General features: G+C 44.3%; 16 protein-coding genes. All 16 read right to left on the minus strand.

The annotated features are described in order from the left end of the window. Positions 1–90 precede the first annotated feature (90 nt). Entirely contained in the window at positions 91–1092 is a 1002-nt protein-coding gene (locus OGV74_RS13760; protein WP_071697549.1) for a glycosyltransferase family 2 protein, read from the minus strand. 4 nt (positions 1093–1096) lie between these two features. After that, positions 1097–2389, minus strand: coding sequence for an MATE family efflux transporter (locus tag OGV74_RS13765; RefSeq protein ID WP_081368720.1), 1293 nt, complete (start codon positions 2387–2389; stop codon positions 1097–1099). A gap of 74 nt (positions 2390–2463) precedes the next feature. Continuing rightward, positions 2464–3366, minus strand: coding sequence for an SDR family oxidoreductase (locus tag OGV74_RS13770; protein WP_071697548.1), 903 nt, complete (start codon positions 3364–3366; stop codon positions 2464–2466). 27 nt (positions 3367–3393) lie between these two features. Beyond that, entirely contained in the window at positions 3394–4707 is a 1314-nt protein-coding gene (gene rfbH / locus OGV74_RS13775) for a lipopolysaccharide biosynthesis protein RfbH (protein WP_071697547.1), read from the minus strand. 26 nt (positions 4708–4733) lie between these two features. After that, positions 4734–5816, minus strand: a complete 1083-nt coding sequence (gene rfbG / locus OGV74_RS13780) for a CDP-glucose 4,6-dehydratase (protein WP_086504307.1) — start codon at positions 5814–5816, stop codon at positions 4734–4736. Positions 5817–5820: 4 nt separating this feature from the next. Next, positions 5821–6594 (minus strand): glucose-1-phosphate cytidylyltransferase, encoded by a 774-nt coding sequence (gene rfbF / locus OGV74_RS13785; RefSeq protein ID WP_071697545.1) that lies wholly within the window; start codon positions 6592–6594, stop codon positions 5821–5823. Positions 6595–6609: 15 nt separating this feature from the next. After that, a complete protein-coding gene (locus tag OGV74_RS13790) occupies positions 6610–7584 on the minus strand; it encodes an FAD-binding oxidoreductase (RefSeq protein ID WP_086504308.1) in 975 nt (324 codons plus the stop codon). Between the two features lie 9 nt (positions 7585–7593). Next, positions 7594–8142, minus strand: coding sequence for a dTDP-4-dehydrorhamnose 3,5-epimerase (gene rfbC, locus OGV74_RS13795; protein WP_086504309.1), 549 nt, complete (start codon positions 8140–8142; stop codon positions 7594–7596). Between the two features lie 3 nt (positions 8143–8145). Beyond that, positions 8146–9024 carry a glucose-1-phosphate thymidylyltransferase RfbA gene (gene rfbA, locus OGV74_RS13800; protein ID WP_071697542.1) on the minus strand — a complete coding sequence of 293 codons (879 nt, stop codon included), beginning with the start codon at positions 9022–9024 and terminating at the stop codon, positions 8146–8148. Positions 9025–9075: 51 nt separating this feature from the next. Beyond that, positions 9076–9975 (minus strand): dTDP-4-dehydrorhamnose reductase, encoded by a 900-nt coding sequence (rfbD, locus tag OGV74_RS13805; RefSeq protein WP_071697541.1) that lies wholly within the window; start codon positions 9973–9975, stop codon positions 9076–9078. Beyond that, the gene (gene rfbB, locus OGV74_RS13810) at positions 9975–11060 is read right to left on the minus strand and encodes a dTDP-glucose 4,6-dehydratase (RefSeq protein WP_071697540.1); all 1086 of its coding nucleotides are present in this window, start codon (positions 11058–11060) and stop codon (positions 9975–9977) included. The genes rfbD and rfbB overlap by 1 nt, the downstream gene beginning before the upstream one ends. 373 nt (positions 11061–11433) lie before the next feature. Further along, positions 11434–12327, minus strand: a complete 894-nt coding sequence (galF, locus tag OGV74_RS13815; protein ID WP_086504310.1) for a GalU regulator GalF — start codon at positions 12325–12327, stop codon at positions 11434–11436. 165 nt (positions 12328–12492) lie between these two features. After that, positions 12493–13887, minus strand: coding sequence for a colanic acid biosynthesis protein WcaM (wcaM, locus tag OGV74_RS13820; RefSeq protein ID WP_086504311.1), 1395 nt, complete (start codon positions 13885–13887; stop codon positions 12493–12495). An 11-nt stretch (positions 13888–13898) separates the two neighbouring features. Then, positions 13899–15119, minus strand: a complete 1221-nt coding sequence (wcaL, locus tag OGV74_RS13825; RefSeq protein WP_086504312.1) for a colanic acid biosynthesis glycosyltransferase WcaL — start codon at positions 15117–15119, stop codon at positions 13899–13901. Then, a complete protein-coding gene (gene wcaK / locus OGV74_RS13830) occupies positions 15116–16396 on the minus strand; it encodes a colanic acid biosynthesis pyruvyl transferase WcaK (RefSeq protein WP_086504313.1) in 1281 nt (426 codons plus the stop codon). The genes wcaL and wcaK overlap by 4 nt, the downstream gene beginning before the upstream one ends. 23 nt (positions 16397–16419) lie before the next feature. Next, positions 16420–17898 (minus strand): colanic acid undecaprenyl disphosphate flippase WzxC, encoded by a 1479-nt coding sequence (wzxC, locus tag OGV74_RS13835; RefSeq protein ID WP_086504314.1) that lies wholly within the window; start codon positions 17896–17898, stop codon positions 16420–16422. Between the last annotated feature and the right edge of the window lies 1 nt (position 17899).

Genomic DNA, 17899 nt, shown 5'->3' on the forward strand with positions numbered 1-17899 from the left:
AAAACCAATAGCTGATATAGAATTAAAAAATTAACATAGCTATTTCAAGACATTACAATTAGTGTCTCTCAGCGTTAATTAGAGTGAATTTTAATTTAAAATCTTCTTAACTATTTTTTTTATTACATCATTTTTTTTAGCGATTCGAGCCAAATCCCCAAAGTAATATAATATATTAGTTATCTTGGCATTATAGCCAAATCTATTATAATAAGTGGAAAACTTATTTTTATCTTCACTATTTCCATAACATGCAATAGAAAGAGAAGTATATATCCAAGGCCTTTCTCTCAGTAATATTTTATCAAAAGATTTTTTCAACATATCAGAACCGCTGAAAAACCTTTCAGAAAATTTAAAATAGGCTACGAAATCTATCGCAATTCTATTTGTTTTCCCAGAACCTACAAAACTATCATTATCTCCACGGCATATGACTAATGGCTTGTTTAAATAATGCAATCTACAAGAATTTTTGCAAAAAATATTCATCATAATGTAAACATGTGGATAAGAAGTACCGAAAAATGAGTCATCGAAATCCACTTCTTCCCAGCTAGATCTTTTAACGATTATAGAACTCAGATAACTAAACACGCCTCCAATAGATAGACATTTATTGAAATAATTTGCCCTGTCAAAAGCACTATTGAACATAAATAAATGATCTGTGGAATTCAACCAATTACGATGTGGATTTTTTATTTTTGACAAATCATAACCAGTTTCACTTCTATCACATAAATATACATCTGCATTAGAATGAAGATAAGACTCCAATGTGATTAATGCATCATCAGCAAGTGCATCATCACTACCAAATATCCAACAGTAATCACCTGATGCAAGCGAGACAGATGCAAGAAAATTTCTATCAGGGCCAAGATTTTCACTATTGCGGTGGTAAACGATCGGAAAATTGAAATTTTGTCTCCAAATTTCAATCATGCTCTCAGTACCATCAGTTGATGCATTATCCGAAATACATACCTCTATATCGAAATTTGGAACTTTCTGATCATTAATACTATTGAGCAACTCTTCTAAAAAATCTTTTCTATTATAAGTTGGTATACAAAATGAGACAATCATGCAATCAAACCTTTTTTGCTTTTATAAAATAAGTCAGTGGAAGTCCCCAGAAAACAGTGACAGCAAAAGATATAATTAATCCGAGTAACACACCATTAATACCGAATAATTGTGATAGGTACCATTGAGATACCCCTCCGACAATTGCTTGTAATGGTACTAATATCCAAAGAACCTTCAAATAATTCATACTTTGCAGTAACATCGCATAGGTATCACACCATACACGTAGACAAAAATAAATCGCGATTAGTATAAATGATATCATAGACATCTGATAATTTACATCTTTAGCTATTATTGAAAATAATAGAACCTTAAAAGTGTAAATGAAAGCTGTGCACCCTATAACAAAAAATGAACCCGTTGCTATATTTATAACAATCATTTTATTAAGTTTTTGCCATTGATGCTTAATTCTTAACTCTGCACATATTGGCCATAATGCTTGTAACACTGCTGTGTAGATGAAAAATACCAACCCAAAAACCTTCATAGTCACAGTATACTGAACAATATCTGTCGGTGTTAGTCTCTGAGAGATAACAATATAATCCATTTGAAGTACTAATATCGATAATACAGTAAAAACAAAGAAACCTGCCGATCTACGTAATAATGCAAAGTAATAAAACTTACTTGTTTTAATACTTATTACTTTTATATATCGATAAAGCAGATAGCATATGGAAATCAAACCCACCGGAAGGTACATTACAACTAATGAATATTTGATATCGATACTTATTTTTTCATAATATATAAACAAAAGCCCAAACATACCAATCATATATGAAACTGCGTTCAGCAAATTGGCCTTCCAACCGACTAATTCTGCGAAAAGGATCTTATATGCAATCGTACCGATACCAATTGAACTAAAAACCAAACAAGCAATAAAAAAGATCTCTCGAGTCTCACCTTGCAAAGTTGTATAAAATGAGGAAAGATAATGTGAAGATATAACTCCGGAAAAAACATAGAAAAGCAATATAAAAAATAAAATCGCAAAAAAACTCAAATGCAACGCGGCTTTAATGAATCCATCATAATTATTTTCTTTAGCCCTACATTCAGAAATATAATTTTGAAGTCCTGTGCCTATACCAAAATCAACAGCACTGCACCATACCAATAATCCAGTTAATAGACTAAATACTGCGTACTTTTCTTCACCTAATATAGATAAAAGATAAGAAATACTAGCTACCTGCACACCTGCAATGACTATTTTTGATAACCATGATGAGCCAGCGATAATTAAGTGATTGGGGATTTTTAACAATTTAAATTTCACTATTCTGTTAACCTGCATCACACTCTGCTTAATGAAGAATGATTAAATATATAATTAAAATCATTCAACAAACATTAAAATTGTGTGTTTCTAAGCAACTCTTGTATTCCGAGTTTATAATCAAATTTTGGTTTCCAACCTAACTTAATTAAATCATTATTATTAGCAACAGAATACATTATCTCATTTTCTCGCTGTGGCAATGCACCAAAATCAAACGTTCCGGGTGAGCGTGGTATTAAATGATTCAAATAAATAAGAAAATCATGAAGACTAACTCCATTACCTGTACCCACCTGATATTCAATATATGAAGGAATATAATCTATTTTTTCTAATACAGTTAAGTATGCAGAGACAACATCATCGACATAAATAAAGTCTCGGATTTGCACACCAGAGGTACATTTTATATCTAATTGACCATCAATTAATCGTGACAAAATGTACGGGATAAATTTCCCTTCACCGTCTCCGGGACCATAAACATGCTCTAAGCGCATGTTTACAAATGAAACATCATGAAGATCGCTATAGTACCGTCCTATTGCGTCAAAGTGTTTTTTAGTTATTATATATGGCTGCATGTATCGATACGAAAACTCTTTTTTAGAGAAAAAACTATCCGTATTTATGAATGCTTTAGCTTTGTACTTAACTGCAAAATCAAGCAATTTAAGAGGTTTTACAACATTACTGTCCTCTACCTCTACTAATGATGAAGAATTTCTTCCATATTCTGTTGCTAAATGAATAACAGCAATAAGCGTTGAACCAACTGAATATTCTACAAATCGTGACTCAATATTTTCCCAATCACACCATTTTACATTGGATAAGTTCGAATTATCATTTTTCAAAACATTGCGGGTGATTGCGATAACAAATATGCCAGACAACTGCAAAGCTTTGAGCATATGCTTACCAATAAAGCCAGATGCTCCACTTAAAACTACAATTTTTTTTCTATTCGTCATCACAATCACCAAACTTAATAAATTTACTTAGAAATTCAAACCAAAGAACTCTTCAAACTTACTAACTACATAGTCTAAGTGTTCCGTAGTCAGCCCTGGGTAAATACCAATCCAGAAGGTCTGATTCATTATACGGTCTGTATTAGTTAATTCCCCTACAACTCGATACTTCACATTTGCGAAATACGGCTGGCGGGTCAGATTACCTGCAAATAACAGACGGGTACCGATTTTGGCTTCATCAAGAAACTTCACTAAATCGATACGTTCAACACCGCTAGTTTCTTTAAGTGTGATAGGGAAACCGAACCAGGATGGGTCAGATTTCGCTGTGGCTTCCGGCAACTCAAGAAATTCAGCACAGGATTGTAAACCTTGCTTAAGATATACAAAGTTCTCTTTGCGCTTTTGCACAAACTCTTCAACACGCTCTAGCTGTGCCAAGCCACATGCAGCCTGCATATCCGTAATTTTCAGGTTATAACCCAAATGAGAATAGGTGTATTTGTGATCGTATCCGAACGGCAGAGAACCAAGTTGCTGACCAAAACGTTTCCCGCAGGTATTATCACAGCCAGGTGCGCAGTAACAATCACGTCCCCAGTCGCGGAAAGACTCAATCAATTTCTTTAACTCACCCGATTTGGTGAAGACAGCACCACCCTCTCCCATCGTGATATGGTGAGCTGGATAGAAACTCACGGTCCCAATATCGCCAAATGTACCTACCATCTGGCCATCATACGTCGAACCAAGTGCATCACAGCAATCTTCGATTAACCAAAGATTATACTTATCTGCAATACGGCGAACTTCAGTTAAATCAAACGTGTTACCCAATGTGTGCGCGATCATAATCGCTTTTGATTTTTCACTCACAGCAGCTTCAATAAGAGAAGCATCAACATTATAAGTTGGGATATCTACATCAACAAAAACTGGAATCAATCCGTTCTGGATTGTTGGGTTAACAGTTGTGGGGAATCCTGCTGCGACAGTAATAACTTCATCACCAGGCTTCAGTGCGCGGTCCCCTAATTTTGGTGAGGTCAATGCAGTTAACGCTAACAAGTTTGCTGATGAGCCTGAAGTGGTTGTTAATACGTGAGGCACGCCAATAAACTCACCGAGTTTCTTTTCGAAAGCATCATTAAAACGCCCCGTGGTAAGCCATCCATCTAAAGATGCTTCAACCATCAGCTGTAATTCTTTGGCGCCAATGACCTTTCCTGAAGGTGGTACAACACTCACACCTGCATTAAAAGGTTTTGGGCTTAACGCCTCATCGGCATACTCGGCAACGAGTTTGGAAATTTGTTCACGCAGGTTTTTTGCTGTCATTGCTATAATTCCTGTACTTATCTATTTTAGCTAAAAGTAGTAGTGGCCATGTAATCATGAATTTCACGTTTCGAATATTCCAGCATATCCGAGCCGTTTATCCATGCTTTGTGCCATTTAACAATACGACCAAGTGTTTCAACTAGCGCCCATCGAGGGTGCCAACCTAATTGCATATGCGCTTTTGAGCAGTCCAGTTTGAGATAGTGTGCCTCATGTGGATGATCCTCGCCATCCAACAACCAACTCGCCCCCTCTCCCCACAACGTAACCATCTTATCGACAATAAACTCAACCGTTTTAGCATCCTCTTCACGAGGGCCAAAATTCCAACCTTCTGAGTATTTCACACCGTCAGTGTAGAGGTTTTGTGCAACCACGATATACCCTGAAAGGGGTTCAAGTACGTGTTGCCATGGCCGAATGGAGTGAGGGTTACGAATAACAACCTGCTGGTCATTCTCAAAAGAACGCAAAATATCGGGAATCAGACGATCTTCCGCCCAATCACCACCGCCAATAACGTTTCCTGCTCTAACTGAAGCAAGGCCAACACCATGGTGAGCATAATTTTGAGGATTAAAAAACGAACTACGAAATGCAGAAGCAACTAATTCAGCACATCCTTTGCTATTAGAGTATGGATCATAACCGCCCATTGCTTCGTTTTCGCGGTAACCCCAAACCCATTCACGATTTTCATAGCATTTATCGCTGGTGATATTGACTACAGCCTTTATACCCCCAACCTGTTTTACCGCTTCGAGTAAATGCACAGTGCCCATGACATTCGTTGAGTACGTCTCAATAGGCTCTTTATAAGACAGCCGGACAAGAGGTTGTGCTGCCATATGGAAAATAATTTCTGGCTTAAAAGATGCTATTGAGTTACGTAATTTTTCGAAATCACGAATATCACCTATTTCCGACTCCATCAGCGAACTGATATTGGCAATGTCAAATAAACTTGGGGTTGTGGGGGCATCAAGGGAATACCCTTTTAGCGTCGCGCCCATTTCACTTAGCCAAAGAGAAAGCCACCCCCCCTTAAACCCCGTATGACCGGTAATAAATACACGCTTGCCTTGCCAGAAGCTCTTATCAATCATGATATCACTCCCACGTTTTCCAGGGGGCAGTCCCTTTTTCCCATAGACCTTCAAGATACGTTTTGTCACGCAGCGTGTCCATCGGCTGCCAGAATCCTGCATGCTCATAGGCCATGAGTTCACCCTGTTTCGCCAATGTCATCAACGGCTCTTGTTCCCAGGTAGTCGCATCATTTTCAATGAGATCAATTACTGAAGGATTCAGTACAAAGAAGCCACCGTTAATCATTGCACCATCGCCTTTCGGTTTCTCCTGGAATGATTGAACCTGGCCACCACGTATATCCAGCGCACCAAAACGTCCCGGAGGAAAAGTCGCCGTCAGGGTCGCTTTTTTACCATGTGCTTTATGAAAATCAATTGTCGCGCGGATATCAATATCAGCAACACCATCGCCATAGGTAAACAGGAAGGCTTCATCATCTTTTACATATTCGGCTACGCGCTTCAAACGTCCGCCAGTCATAGAAGAATCACCTGTATCAACCAAAGTTACGTTCCATGGTTCTACACGCTTGTGATGAACTTCCATTCGATTCTCTGCCATATGGAATGTTACATCAGACATATGCAGGAAATAGTTTGCAAAATATTCTTTGATTACATACCCTTTATATCCACAGCAGATAATAAAATCTTTAATGCCGTGGGAAGAGTACATTTTCATAATATGCCAAAGTATCGGTTTACCACCAATTTCAACCATTGGCTTTGGTTTTACTATTGTTTCTTCACTTAATCTGGTACCAAGCCCACCAGCCAAAATCACCGCTTTCATACCTAACCCTCTATTTTATTTAGATGCGGTAAAAGCATCAGAATAGAAATTATCAACTGACATTTCTTTGGAAATAAAATCTTTTTTGCTTGCATCGATCATAACTGGCGAACCACAGGCATAGATATCAAATGGCTCCAGTGAATCAAAATCTTCTATTACTGCATGGTGAACAAAACCTTTTCGCCCACCCCATGTTGGATCATCACCAGACACCACCGGAACAAAATGAATTTGTTCAAATTTTTCATCTAGTTCTTGCGGCAACGCAGAATAAAAATCTTTGGCTAAAGGCATCCCCCAATAGATATAGATCTCGCGAGATGATGTTTTTTTCACCAAGTGCTCAACCATGGCTTTAACCGGAGCGAACCCAGTGCCCCCCGCGATAAAAATAATAGGACGGCCACTTTCTCTAATAAAAAATGTTCCACATGGGCCTTCGATACGCATCAGAGAGTTAACTTGTAGTTCACTGAAAATCAATGAGCTCATTTGACCATTGGCAACATTTCTGATGTGCAACTCAATCCCATCAGCTTCATTGCTATTCGCAATAGAATAGCTACGCGTTACGCCCTTATACTGCAGGTTAATATATTGGCCCGGAAGAAAGTCCATTTTTGCAGTCGGTGGTAAACGAAGAGTTAACTTCATGACGTCCGCAGAGACGAGCTCAATACTATTTACTTTGCAAGGGACAATTTTTTTTACCTGTCCTTGCAATTCAGGATAGTATATAGCATGCAGTTGTAGGCTACTCTTAGGCTTACAATTGCACGTCAGGACTTTATCCCCTCGTCCATATACTCTCCCCAACGGATCTTCGGCCTCTCCGTCGAGTAGTGTCGATTCACAAACTCCGCAATCTCCATTTTTGCAACTGTGTTCCAGATGTATACCCGCAGCCAGTGCAGAATCGAGGATTGATGAATCTTCTTCTCCAGAGAATTCGATATTTGATGGGAAAATTTTGATTAGATGTGACACAGTTATTTTTTACTCAAATAATGAAGTTTGTTTTAACAACGGAGCAATCGTATCTTTTGCTGAAAGTTCAGGATGCTGTGTTATCGGCCATTCGATACCAATTGCGTCATCACTCCACAATATACTGCCTTCAGCAGATGGCGCATAATAATTAGTCGCTTTATAAAGGAACTCCGCAGTTTCGCTAAGAGTGACGAAACCATGTGCAAAACCTTCAGGAATCCACAATTGCTTTTTATTTTCTGCTGACAGATGCACGCCTACCCATTTTCCGAATGTCGGTGAGCTGGTGCGGATATCGACTGCGACATCAAATACTTCACCCAGAGTACAGCGCACTAATTTACCTTGTGCATGATCTCCTTTTTGAAAATGCAGACCTCTCAGTACTCCTTTGCGAGATTTCGAGTGGTTATCTTGTACAAAAGATACTTTGCGACCCACTGCTTCCTCGAAAATTCTATGATTAAAACTTTCGAAAAAGAATCCCCGGTCATCTCCAAAGACTTTTGGCTCAAAAATTAAAACGTCTGGAATTACTGTTTTAATAACATTCATCTCTTATAAACCTTTAACCATTTTTATAAGATATTTGCCGTAATCATTTTTCGACAAGGGTTCTGCAAGTTTTACGACCTGTGCAGCATCAATGAAACCCTTACGATAAGCAATCTCTTCCGGGCAGGAGATCTTCAGACCTTGTCGCTCTTCAATCGTAGCAATAAAGTTACTGGCCTCAATCAGACTCTGGTGTGTACCTGTGTCCAGCCAGGCATAACCACGTCCCATCATTGCAACGGACAAACGCCCCTGCTCCATGTAGATTCGATTGATATCAGTAATTTCAAGTTCACCACGTGCGGAAGGCTTTAAATTTTTAGCCAGTTCTACCACATCGTTGTCATAGAAATATAATCCGGTAACCGCATAATTACTTTTAGGCTCCAGCGGCTTTTCTTCAAGGCTAATAGCAGTTCCATTATTATCGAATTCAACAACTCCGTAGCGTTCAGGGTCATTGACATGGTATGCAAATACGGTTGCGCCGCTTTCTTGATTAACAGCTGTATCCATTAATTTAGGCAGGTCATGACCGTAAAAAATGTTGTCGCCAAGCACCAGAGCACAATCATCATTACCGATAAACTCTTCACCAATAATAAATGCCTGGGCTAGGCCATCCGGCGTCGGTTGTACTTTATACTGTATATTTAGTCCCCACTGACTACCGTCGCCCAATAACTGTTCAAATCGCGGGGTATCCTGTGGAGTACTAATAATCAAGATGTCACGAATCCCTGCCAGCATTAGCGTGGATAGCGGATAATAGATCATTGGCTTATCATAGATCGGCAGCAGTTGCTTGCTTACAGCCATAGTGACTGGATAAAGACGAGTTCCTGAGCCGCCAGCTAAAATAATCCCTTTACGCGTTTTCATTTCATCATCTCTTTATGTGCAAAATGCCCGTCAAGGGGCATTAAAATAAATTCAGATCGCCGTTGTCGTGAACAACTCAGCCAACATACGTTTTACACCAGCATCCCACTGCGGTAATACCAACTTAAAGTTATTCTGGAATTTATCGGTGTTCAGGCGAGAATTTGTTGGGCGGTGTGCGGGTGTAGGATACGCACTGGTCGGCACCGCATTTAACTGGGTCAATGCCAGTTCAATTCCTGCCTTACGGGCTTCATCGAACACCAGTGCTGCATAGTCATGCCAGGTCGTGGTTCCACCCGCAACCAGATGGTAGAGTCCAGCCACGTCGGGTTTGTTCATCGCAACACGGATAGCATGCGCCGTACAGTCAGCGAGAAGTTCAGCCCCGGTTGGCGCACCGAACTGGTCATTAATCACCGAAAGCTCCGCGCGCTCTTTTGCCAGTTTCAGCATCGTTTTCGCAAAATTATTACCTTTACCTGCATACACCCAGCTGGTTCTGAAAATCAAATGGTTGGCGCAGTGCGTCTGAAGCGCCATTTCTCCCGCCAGTTTGGTTTCACCGTAGACATTAAGCGGCGCTGTAGCGTCCGTTTCGCGCCATGGTGTTTCGCCGGTGCCAGGAAAAACATAGTCCGTGGAGTAATGCACTACCCACGCCCCGATTTCTGCGGCAGCTCTGGCAATTGCCTCCACACTGGTAGTATTAAGCAACCGAGCAAATTCAACTTCGGACTCAGCCTTATCTACTGCCGTATGGGCAGCCGCGTTGACGATAACGTCAGGCCGGATACGACGAACGGTGTCTGCCACGCCCTGTGGATTACTAAAGTCACCACAATAGTCACTCGAATGTACATCTAACGCAATCAGGTTCCCCAGCGGGGCTAGCGCACGTTGCAATTCCCAACCCACCTGGCCCGTTTTACCAAACAGCAGAATATTCATTACTGACGTTCTCCGTAATTCTGTTCGATCCACGTCTTGTAGGCGCCGCTTTTCACATTTTCAACCCACTGCGTATTCGACAGATACCATTCAACAGTCTTACGGATCCCGCTTTCAAAGGTTTCCAGCGGCTTCCAGCCCAGTTCATCGCTGATTTTTGCCGCATCAATCGCATAACGGCGATCGTGGCCAGGTCTATCCGCTACATATGTGATTTGCTCGCGGTAAGAGCCCTCTTTAGGCACAATCTCATCCAGCAAATCGCAGATAGTATGTACTACGTCCAGGTTTTTCTTCTCGTTATGACCACCGATATTGTAGGTCTCACCCACCTCGCCTTGAGTCACAACGGTGTACAAGGCTCGGGCATGATCTTCAACATACAGCCAGTCACGGATCTGATCGCCTTTGCCATAAATTGGCAAGGATTTACCCTCAAGCGCGTTGAGGATAACTAGCGGAATCAGCTTTTCAGGGAAATGATACGGCCCATAGTTATTGGAACAGTTGGTGACAATCGTTGGGAAACCATAGGTGCGCAACCATGCGCGAACCAGGTGATCGCTGGATGCCTTAGAAGCAGAATACGGGCTACTCGGCGCATAAGCCGTCTTTTCGGTGAACAGAGGCAACACAGTACCGGCAGCCACTTCATCTGGATGTGGCAGGTCGCCGTATACTTCATCTGTGGATATATGATGGAATCGAAATGCCTGTTTTTTATCTGCCTCCAGCCCGTTCCAGTAGCCACGAGCAGCTTCCAGCAGTACATAGGTACCGACGATATTCGTTTCGATAAAAGCCGCAGGCCCTGTAATAGAGCGATCAACATGACTCTCAGCTGCCAGATGCATCACCGCATCCGGTTGATGAGTGGCAAAAATACGCTCCATTGCCGCTTTATCACAGATATCCGCGTGTTCAAAATAATAGCGATTATTTTCGCTGACTTCGGCAAGCGACTCCAGGTTACCGGCGTAGGTAAGTTTATCGACATTAACAACGGTATCCTGAGTATTTTTTATTATATGACGAACTACTGCGGATCCAATGAAACCCGCCCCACCAGTAACTAGTATTTTCACGTTTTAATTCCGAATATCGTTTATACGAATACTATTTAATATGCTGGCACATAATGCAGGCATCTGGGCATTATGCACGCTACCGCCCCTGGCCTTGCAGCAACCAGAGCACTACCTAAATTCCAAAGATGTAACCAGCCCCGCCAGCTATCGCAAAGCTCTGTTAAATTCAAATGCTAATTGTCTTACCAAATGCCACCAGAAACAAGAAAAAATCTGACAAAGCCATGATTAAACTTGGTAGGTTAACTTGTTGTTATTGGTCATTTTTCATAAAAAAGCGACAGTAACATTCCATTGCTTAAAGCATAGAAGCTGGGATGTTAGCTGCCGCTATTTTTTCTCGCTTACCGTCACAAAGAGCTGTAAATATCTACTCGCTCAGTAGCTTCTCGATGCTCTTACGGAACTTCGGCCCTTCTTTCAGGTTACGCAGCCCATACTTAACGAATGCCTGCATGTAGCCCATCTTTTTACCGCAGTCGTAGCTGTCACCCGTCATCAGCATGGCATCAACAGACTGTTTTTTAGCCAACTCTGCAATGGCATCAGTCAGCTGAATACGTCCCCAGGCACCTGGAGCAGTTTTTTCCAGCTCTGCCCAGATATCAGCAGAAAGCACGTAGCGTCCTACGGCCATCAGATCGGAATCCAGCGTTTGCGGCTGATCCGGTTTTTCAATAAATTCAACGATACGGCTGACTTTACCTTCGTTGTCTAAAGGCTCTTTGGTTTGAATAACCGAGTACTCAGACAGATCGCCATCCATGCGTTTAGCCAGTACTTGGCTGCGCCCGGTTTCATTGAAACGTGCCACCATGGCAGCGAGGTTGTAGCGCAGCGGATCCGCACTTGCGGTATCCAGAATAACGTCAGGTAATACCACGACAAACGGGTTATCACCAATGATAGGACGAGCACAAAGAATTGAATGACCCAGCCCCAGCAGTTGAGCCTGACGAACGTTCATGATAGTCACGCCCGGAGGACAGATAGACTGCACCTCGGCTAATAACTGGCGCTTAACACGCTGCTCAAGCAACGATTCGAGTTCGTAAGAGGTGTCGAAGTGGTTCTCAACCGCGTTCTTAGACGCATGAGTTACCAGAACGATTTCTTTGATACCCGCAGCTACAATTTCGTCGACAATGTATTGAATCATCGGCTTGTCTACGATCGGCAGCATCTCTTTAGGGATTGCCTTCGTGGCTGGCAACATGTGCATCCCCAGACCCGCTACCGGAATAACTGCTTTCAAATTAATCATTAAGTCATTCACCTATTCATTAGTTGCTGAATTATAGCTTTTTAGCTTGTTTTAGCCAGTATGAATTACATTGTACAGTTGCCGCGTATGTTACGCCGCTTATCTGTAGAATGCAGTAATCTTAAGCTCAAGTATGTGCGACTTGAGCCAGGAATGGTCGCAAAGTTACCTCCCCTGCCCCGGTAGTCGAAAATTTACCGCTTCGACATTCACTACCTGATGGTTTATACGGTCAATGTCAACTGAACTTTGCCCAGCTTCGTTTACTGCATGTACGTTGGCCAGTGAGAGTAGTGTGTCCTGCCTGGCCATAAACTTACCGCGTACGTCCTGGCGCAGATCGAAGTGCATCTTAAGTGCGGGCCCCGTGGCCGATTGCTGCATCACCCTGACGTTACGTAAAAAAAGGTGCTGCGGTTGGTTGTGCAACTCAAGCGTGGCACGCTTCATCTCCACGTTGGTGATGGCCACGAATGACGTTGCATTACCAGAGGAGATCTGAATTCCGCGTAATTTGTATTCACGTTTGGTGTTATCGAGATGGATATTATTTAGCTTAAAGTTTTGTGGAATGGATAAATATCGACCTTTGATGACGCCATAACCAATGAGCATACCTGCGCTGTTCTCCATATTGATATTATCAATCACGAAGTTATCACATCCATAAATAGCAACCGTCGCATTATCAATGCCTGCTTTCTTACTGAAATCCGGGGTGATATTTCGCGCGGTAATATTACGAATGATAAAATGCTTGCCGTTCTCCACATGAACTAACTGCCGACAGTCGGTACCGGTGATGTTCGCCACCACGAAGTTTTTTACCGCCAGTTCATCGGGATAGCTATTATCATAGGTACTGCCTGCCAGCCCGATACCGATGCCCCAGTTCACATTGCCATTGGTACAGTTAATACGTTCAATGACATGGTCAGAAATGAGGATGTTGCTGTCGTTGATCGCCACATTCCACTCAATGGCATCTCCCTGGAGATCGCTAAAACGGCAGTTTGTAATCTTTACGCCATCCATTCGGTTATGAAAACCCTGACGCAAAATCCCATAGTTAGCGCGTGTGACAGTAATATCATCGATAATCAGATTACGCATCAGCCTTGAAGTTTTACCGCCGATATAGATTTGCGTCACCGGACCGAAACCGCTCATGGCAATTCTTTTTATTACACAGTCCGAACCACGCACATCCAGGGTAACGTTCTTCAGGCTCCCGCCCTGCTCGCCCACCACTTTGCATCCATCCTGCAGAATAAAGCGCCCACGGCCATTGCCACTTATTCGCCCTTGTATGAAGAGCGTTTTGCCTGGCGGAATAACAATAGCAGTATTGAGATCCTTACATTCCAGGCCTTTTGGTACGACGACCATTTGCCCTTCTTTGAACGCCTGCCTGAAAGAGGCCACCCAATCCTGTGGGTTGTAATCCTGAATGTTGACGCTGCCCGATGATTCAAGCGCGCGAACAACGGGAGAATGCAGCACGACAAGCGCAGAGCCCGCCGTCAGAAAAGTACGGCGTGAGAGTTTGTTCTCTGACATACAACCTCGATTTACATCGTTTGCAGCAGACTGGCTAACTGTTTATTGATAGCTAACTGATTAAATTCATTTTCAATTTTTTCGCGCGCACACTGCACAATCGACTGTACCTGCTCACTGTCGAGCAGGCTAAATGCCGCTAAACGCTCTGCCAGTGCCTGCGCGTCGTTTTCCGGTGCCAGCCAGCCTGATTTACCCGACTCGACCAGCTCCGGGATCCCGCTGTGAACGGTGGAAATCACCGGAATACCCACCGCCATTGCCTCCATCAGTGCCACCGGGATCCCTTCCATATCGCCGTCTCTTCCGGTGATCGAAGGCAGCAAAAATACATCCGCCTGTTCAAGCATCTCCTTTACTTGATGACTGGGCTTAAAGCCGGGCATCTCAATAACGCCATCGAGTTGATATTGCTCGATCAGCGTACGTAAACGACGCTCCCAAGGGCCGATACCCAGAATTCGATAACGAAATGAAACGCCCTGCTCTTTTAACTGACGACAAGCTTCGATGGCGAGGTGCAGTCCTTTTTTCTCGGTTAACCGGGCAACAGAGATTATTTCCAGCGGTGCGGCTGGTGCTTTTAGTTGGCGAGGGGTAAAACGCGTCATATCAATGCCCATACGCGAAACCGCGATTTTTTGCGGCGGGCATCCCATGTTTTTTAAACGTCCGGCCCAGAGATTGCTGATGGGTAACATCAAATCTCCACGTTGAAACAGTTGCTGATACTCAGGGGTATAGCGGGCCAAAACGCCCCGGTGCGAAACATCAACCCCATGAAATACCGTGGCGATTTTTCCGCGGATCATCCCAAGCTCACGCAGCTTGGCGGCCGTTACGCCTGCGGGCCCAAAATGAGCAATAAAGACATCCGCCTCAAATGCTCGCGGATTCCCGCCGCAAATAGCAGCCAAAATCAGATTGCGCGCCTCCTCACCATAGCGTGCAACATTAAGCGCTTTCCAGGTCGCTGCGCGGGTAATACCGTGCAGAGCCGCCGCTGCCCTATATTTCAGTTTCGCCAGTTTGCTTTCCGGTTCATTCAGCAACCAGCGAGTTTTTTCACCCAGACGGTAGGTATTAAAGGAGGCATGAGTATTTTCAAGATCGCCTTTCTGCAAAGCGACAATCTCCACGTCGTAGCCCATATCGATAAATGCGGTTATCTGATTGAGTACAAATGTCTCGGAGGAGAGCGGAAATTTAAGCAGAAAAAAACCAATCTTCATTTTTCCCCCTCAATACGCGTTAAAACCGACTGCACCATGCGTACCCCACGTTCGCGTTCGCGCATAACCGCGTCGCCGAGACGTATGCGCAGCTCAGGTAACTGTCCGAGAGTATCGGCAACCTTCCCTTCGAGACTGCCATCGAGAAGATGACGAATATCAACAGCCATCTCCGGTAACCCCAGTTGTTGCATGATCCCGGCCGATTTGTGCTCGTAGTTAATGGCGATGGCAGGCGTCATAAAATTCATCGAGATGATGGCAGAATGCAAGCGAGTTCCCACCGTCAGATCGCATGCGCCCAGAATCTTCCCCATCTCCAGATCGTTAAGTTCATCCATCACCACGTGATATCGGGCCGGATCGTTAACATACTGGCGCAGGTTTAACGCCACCATGCGGTCATCTTTGTTGTAACTATCAATACCGGTGCAAGTTGACAGCGCTATCACCTGGTAACCTTCGTCGAGGATGCGGTTCACCACCCCGGAAAAGGCTTGCTCATAGGCCTGCTGCGTTGTCCCCAGACGCTTATCAAAAGGAGCCAGCTCACGCAATGTAATGGCAACGGTCTTCTGTTTAGCCGCCATGTCTAACCAGTGCTGTACCGCATAACCTGGCTCAAAATCCTCATGATGGTTGTCAACCAGCCAGGCCGTATCCACGCCTGTTTCGACTTTATCCGTGGTAATTGCGCTGCGCTTCATCAGATCCAGACTGACGGATTCACGTAAAATCAGCGCATTACAGTGACCAAACACGTAGTTCGCCAGTTGATTAAACTGCTCATCCTGGAATGGCCCCACGCTGTGACCAATCATGTACAGCGGTTTTTTCGCCATAAACGAACACAGGGCATGTTCAAACTGCGGCACGCCATACAGATCGACAAAGAACGATCCGCCGACCTGGATGATGGCGTCATAGCGCGACAGCAGACGGACAAAATCGGTAAAGCCCTGGGCGATAGCGATATTGCGCAGATTACCGGAATCGGTAACACGCGAGAGTAGTACCTGATGCTGATAGCGACGACGCAGCACTTTCTTCACGCGCCCCATAACACCCGCTGCGTTGTTATGTTGCTTCATCTGCAAATACAGCGGGTCGCCCATCACCGGGCGGTTTAGCAACCACGAAGAGCTCACCGGGTAACGACTCATCACATCCACTTCGGTCTCGGGACGCAACGCGTTAATGGCATCCAGCAAACCGCGCAGGATCGCGCTATCCCCTCGGTTCCCGCAGGTATGGTTGCCTAAAATTAGTAATTTCATTATGACCTCTTAAAACGTTGTTCTTATCCCGCACGGAGCAAGGTTTTCATTTTTTCACTGCGACAGAGTTGGCGTTTTATTTCCACCACCAGCGGATGGCGCGACAGCACAATCATTAGCGCAAACACCAGTGCTCCTGCCGCTATCTGGATCCCCAGCAGCGCGCTTAATGGCACCTGGTTACGCAGGGTTAAGCCCAACGCATAGCTCACCACAAGGGTTGGTAAGGAGAGATACAACGGCAGCCACAGGCTGAGCATGTACTGACTGTAGCTGGAGCCAAGAACAGGTTTGATCATCACGAAGTAGCTGAGGATCGTGTTAATCACCTGGACCAACAGAAAGCCCAGCGTCACGCCAATCGCCCCCGCCAGATGACCGCCAATGAAAATGGCAGGAATAAACAGAAAGGTTTTGAACACATTGAATTTGAAGCTGATATCGACCCGGGCTTTCGCCATCAAGAGCGATCCTATTGGATTCCCCACCGAGCGCAGCAAACCCACAATGCACAATAGTTGCAGGACCGGAATAATGCCGTTCCACTTCTCGCCAAACACCAGCGGCACCACATTGTCCGACACCACCATCAGTCCCAGTAGCGCCGGGAAGTTGATAATCCCAACCACTGACAGCAGCTTGTAAAAATTCACCCGTAGTTTTTCGCTGTCGTCCTGGATTCTGGCAAACGCCGGAAACAGCACGCGGGTGATAATCGGGTTCAGTTTTATCGGCGGGACAACCGCCACGTTCCAGGCGAGATTGAATCCGCCCGCCACGCCAGCTCCCAACGTGCGGGCTAAAACCAGCGTGGAAAGGTTGGTATTGATGTAATTGATGATGCTGTCTGCCGTCAGCCATGCGCCAAAACGCAGGTTCGACGAAACGGATGCCAGTGAAAAATGCAGCCCGGGTCGGTAAATCCGGCGGCCAAAATAGCCGAACAGCAGCGTACGTAGCGTACTATTCACCAGATACCCAAGAATGGCCGTCAGCGCGAGCGGCCAGAAATGGGCGCTGACCACGGTAAAGGTAAATCCAGCCAGCACCGAACTGGTTTCAATCATGCCAATTTTGTTGAAAGCCAGCTCTTTTTGCATTAGCGCACGAAACTGCTGCCCGTGCGGTATCACCACAAACGCCAGTGATAAGGTGTTGATGAGCGGTGCCAGTTCAGGATTATTGAGCACATGGGCAATCGTCTCGCTCAGCAGAAACATCGCCACGCATACCACAATACCCAGCCCAACGTTGATCCAGTACAGCGTCGTCAGTTCAAGATAGCCAATCTCTTTACGCTGAATGATTGAGTTAGCGATACCAAAGTCAGACAACGTATCGGCCAGCGCTATGATCACCAGCGACACGGTTAACAACCCGAACTGGTGGTTATCAATAATCCGCGCCAGGACGGTCATCTGAATAAGTCCGAGCCCAATAATGATCACCGTGGCAATCGCCGACCACTTTGCGCCGTTAAGCGTTTTTTCTCGTAAACTCATG

Source organism: Citrobacter sp. Cf116 (assembly GCF_030336505.1).
GTDB classification, from domain to species: Bacteria; Pseudomonadota; Gammaproteobacteria; order Enterobacterales; family Enterobacteriaceae; genus Citrobacter; species Citrobacter freundii.

What these genes read in the sequence shown, in the direction of transcription:
- rfbA (WP_071697542.1), bottom strand. Translation starts at nt 9,024, where the DNA reads ATGAAAACGCGTAAAGGGATTATTTTAGCTGGCGGCTCAGGAACTCGT.
- OGV74_RS13760 (WP_071697549.1), bottom strand. Translation starts at nt 1,092, where the DNA reads ATGATTGTCTCATTTTGTATACCAACTTATAATAGAAAAGATTTTTTA.
- rfbC (WP_086504309.1), bottom strand. Translation starts at nt 8,142, where the DNA reads ATGAATGTTATTAAAACAGTAATTCCAGACGTTTTAATTTTTGAGCCA.
- rfbG (WP_086504307.1), bottom strand. Translation starts at nt 5,816, where the DNA reads ATGATTGATAAGAGCTTCTGGCAAGGCAAGCGTGTATTTATTACCGGT.
- wcaM (WP_086504311.1), bottom strand. Translation starts at nt 13,887, where the DNA reads ATGTCAGAGAACAAACTCTCACGCCGTACTTTTCTGACGGCGGGCTCT.
- galF (WP_086504310.1), bottom strand. Translation starts at nt 12,327, where the DNA reads ATGATTAATTTGAAAGCAGTTATTCCGGTAGCGGGTCTGGGGATGCAC.
- wcaL (WP_086504312.1), bottom strand. Translation starts at nt 15,119, where the DNA reads ATGAAGATTGGTTTTTTTCTGCTTAAATTTCCGCTCTCCTCCGAGACA.
- rfbF (WP_071697545.1), bottom strand. Translation starts at nt 6,594, where the DNA reads ATGAAAGCGGTGATTTTGGCTGGTGGGCTTGGTACCAGATTAAGTGAA.
- rfbH (WP_071697547.1), bottom strand. Translation starts at nt 4,707, where the DNA reads ATGACAGCAAAAAACCTGCGTGAACAAATTTCCAAACTCGTTGCCGAG.
- rfbD (WP_071697541.1), bottom strand. Translation starts at nt 9,975, where the DNA reads ATGAATATTCTGCTGTTTGGTAAAACGGGCCAGGTGGGTTGGGAATTG.
- wzxC (WP_086504314.1), bottom strand. Translation starts at nt 17,898, where the DNA reads ATGAGTTTACGAGAAAAAACGCTTAACGGCGCAAAGTGGTCGGCGATT.
- wcaK (WP_086504313.1), bottom strand. Translation starts at nt 16,396, where the DNA reads ATGAAATTACTAATTTTAGGCAACCATACCTGCGGGAACCGAGGGGAT.
- OGV74_RS13770 (WP_071697548.1), bottom strand. Translation starts at nt 3,366, where the DNA reads ATGACGAATAGAAAAAAAATTGTAGTTTTAAGTGGAGCATCTGGCTTT.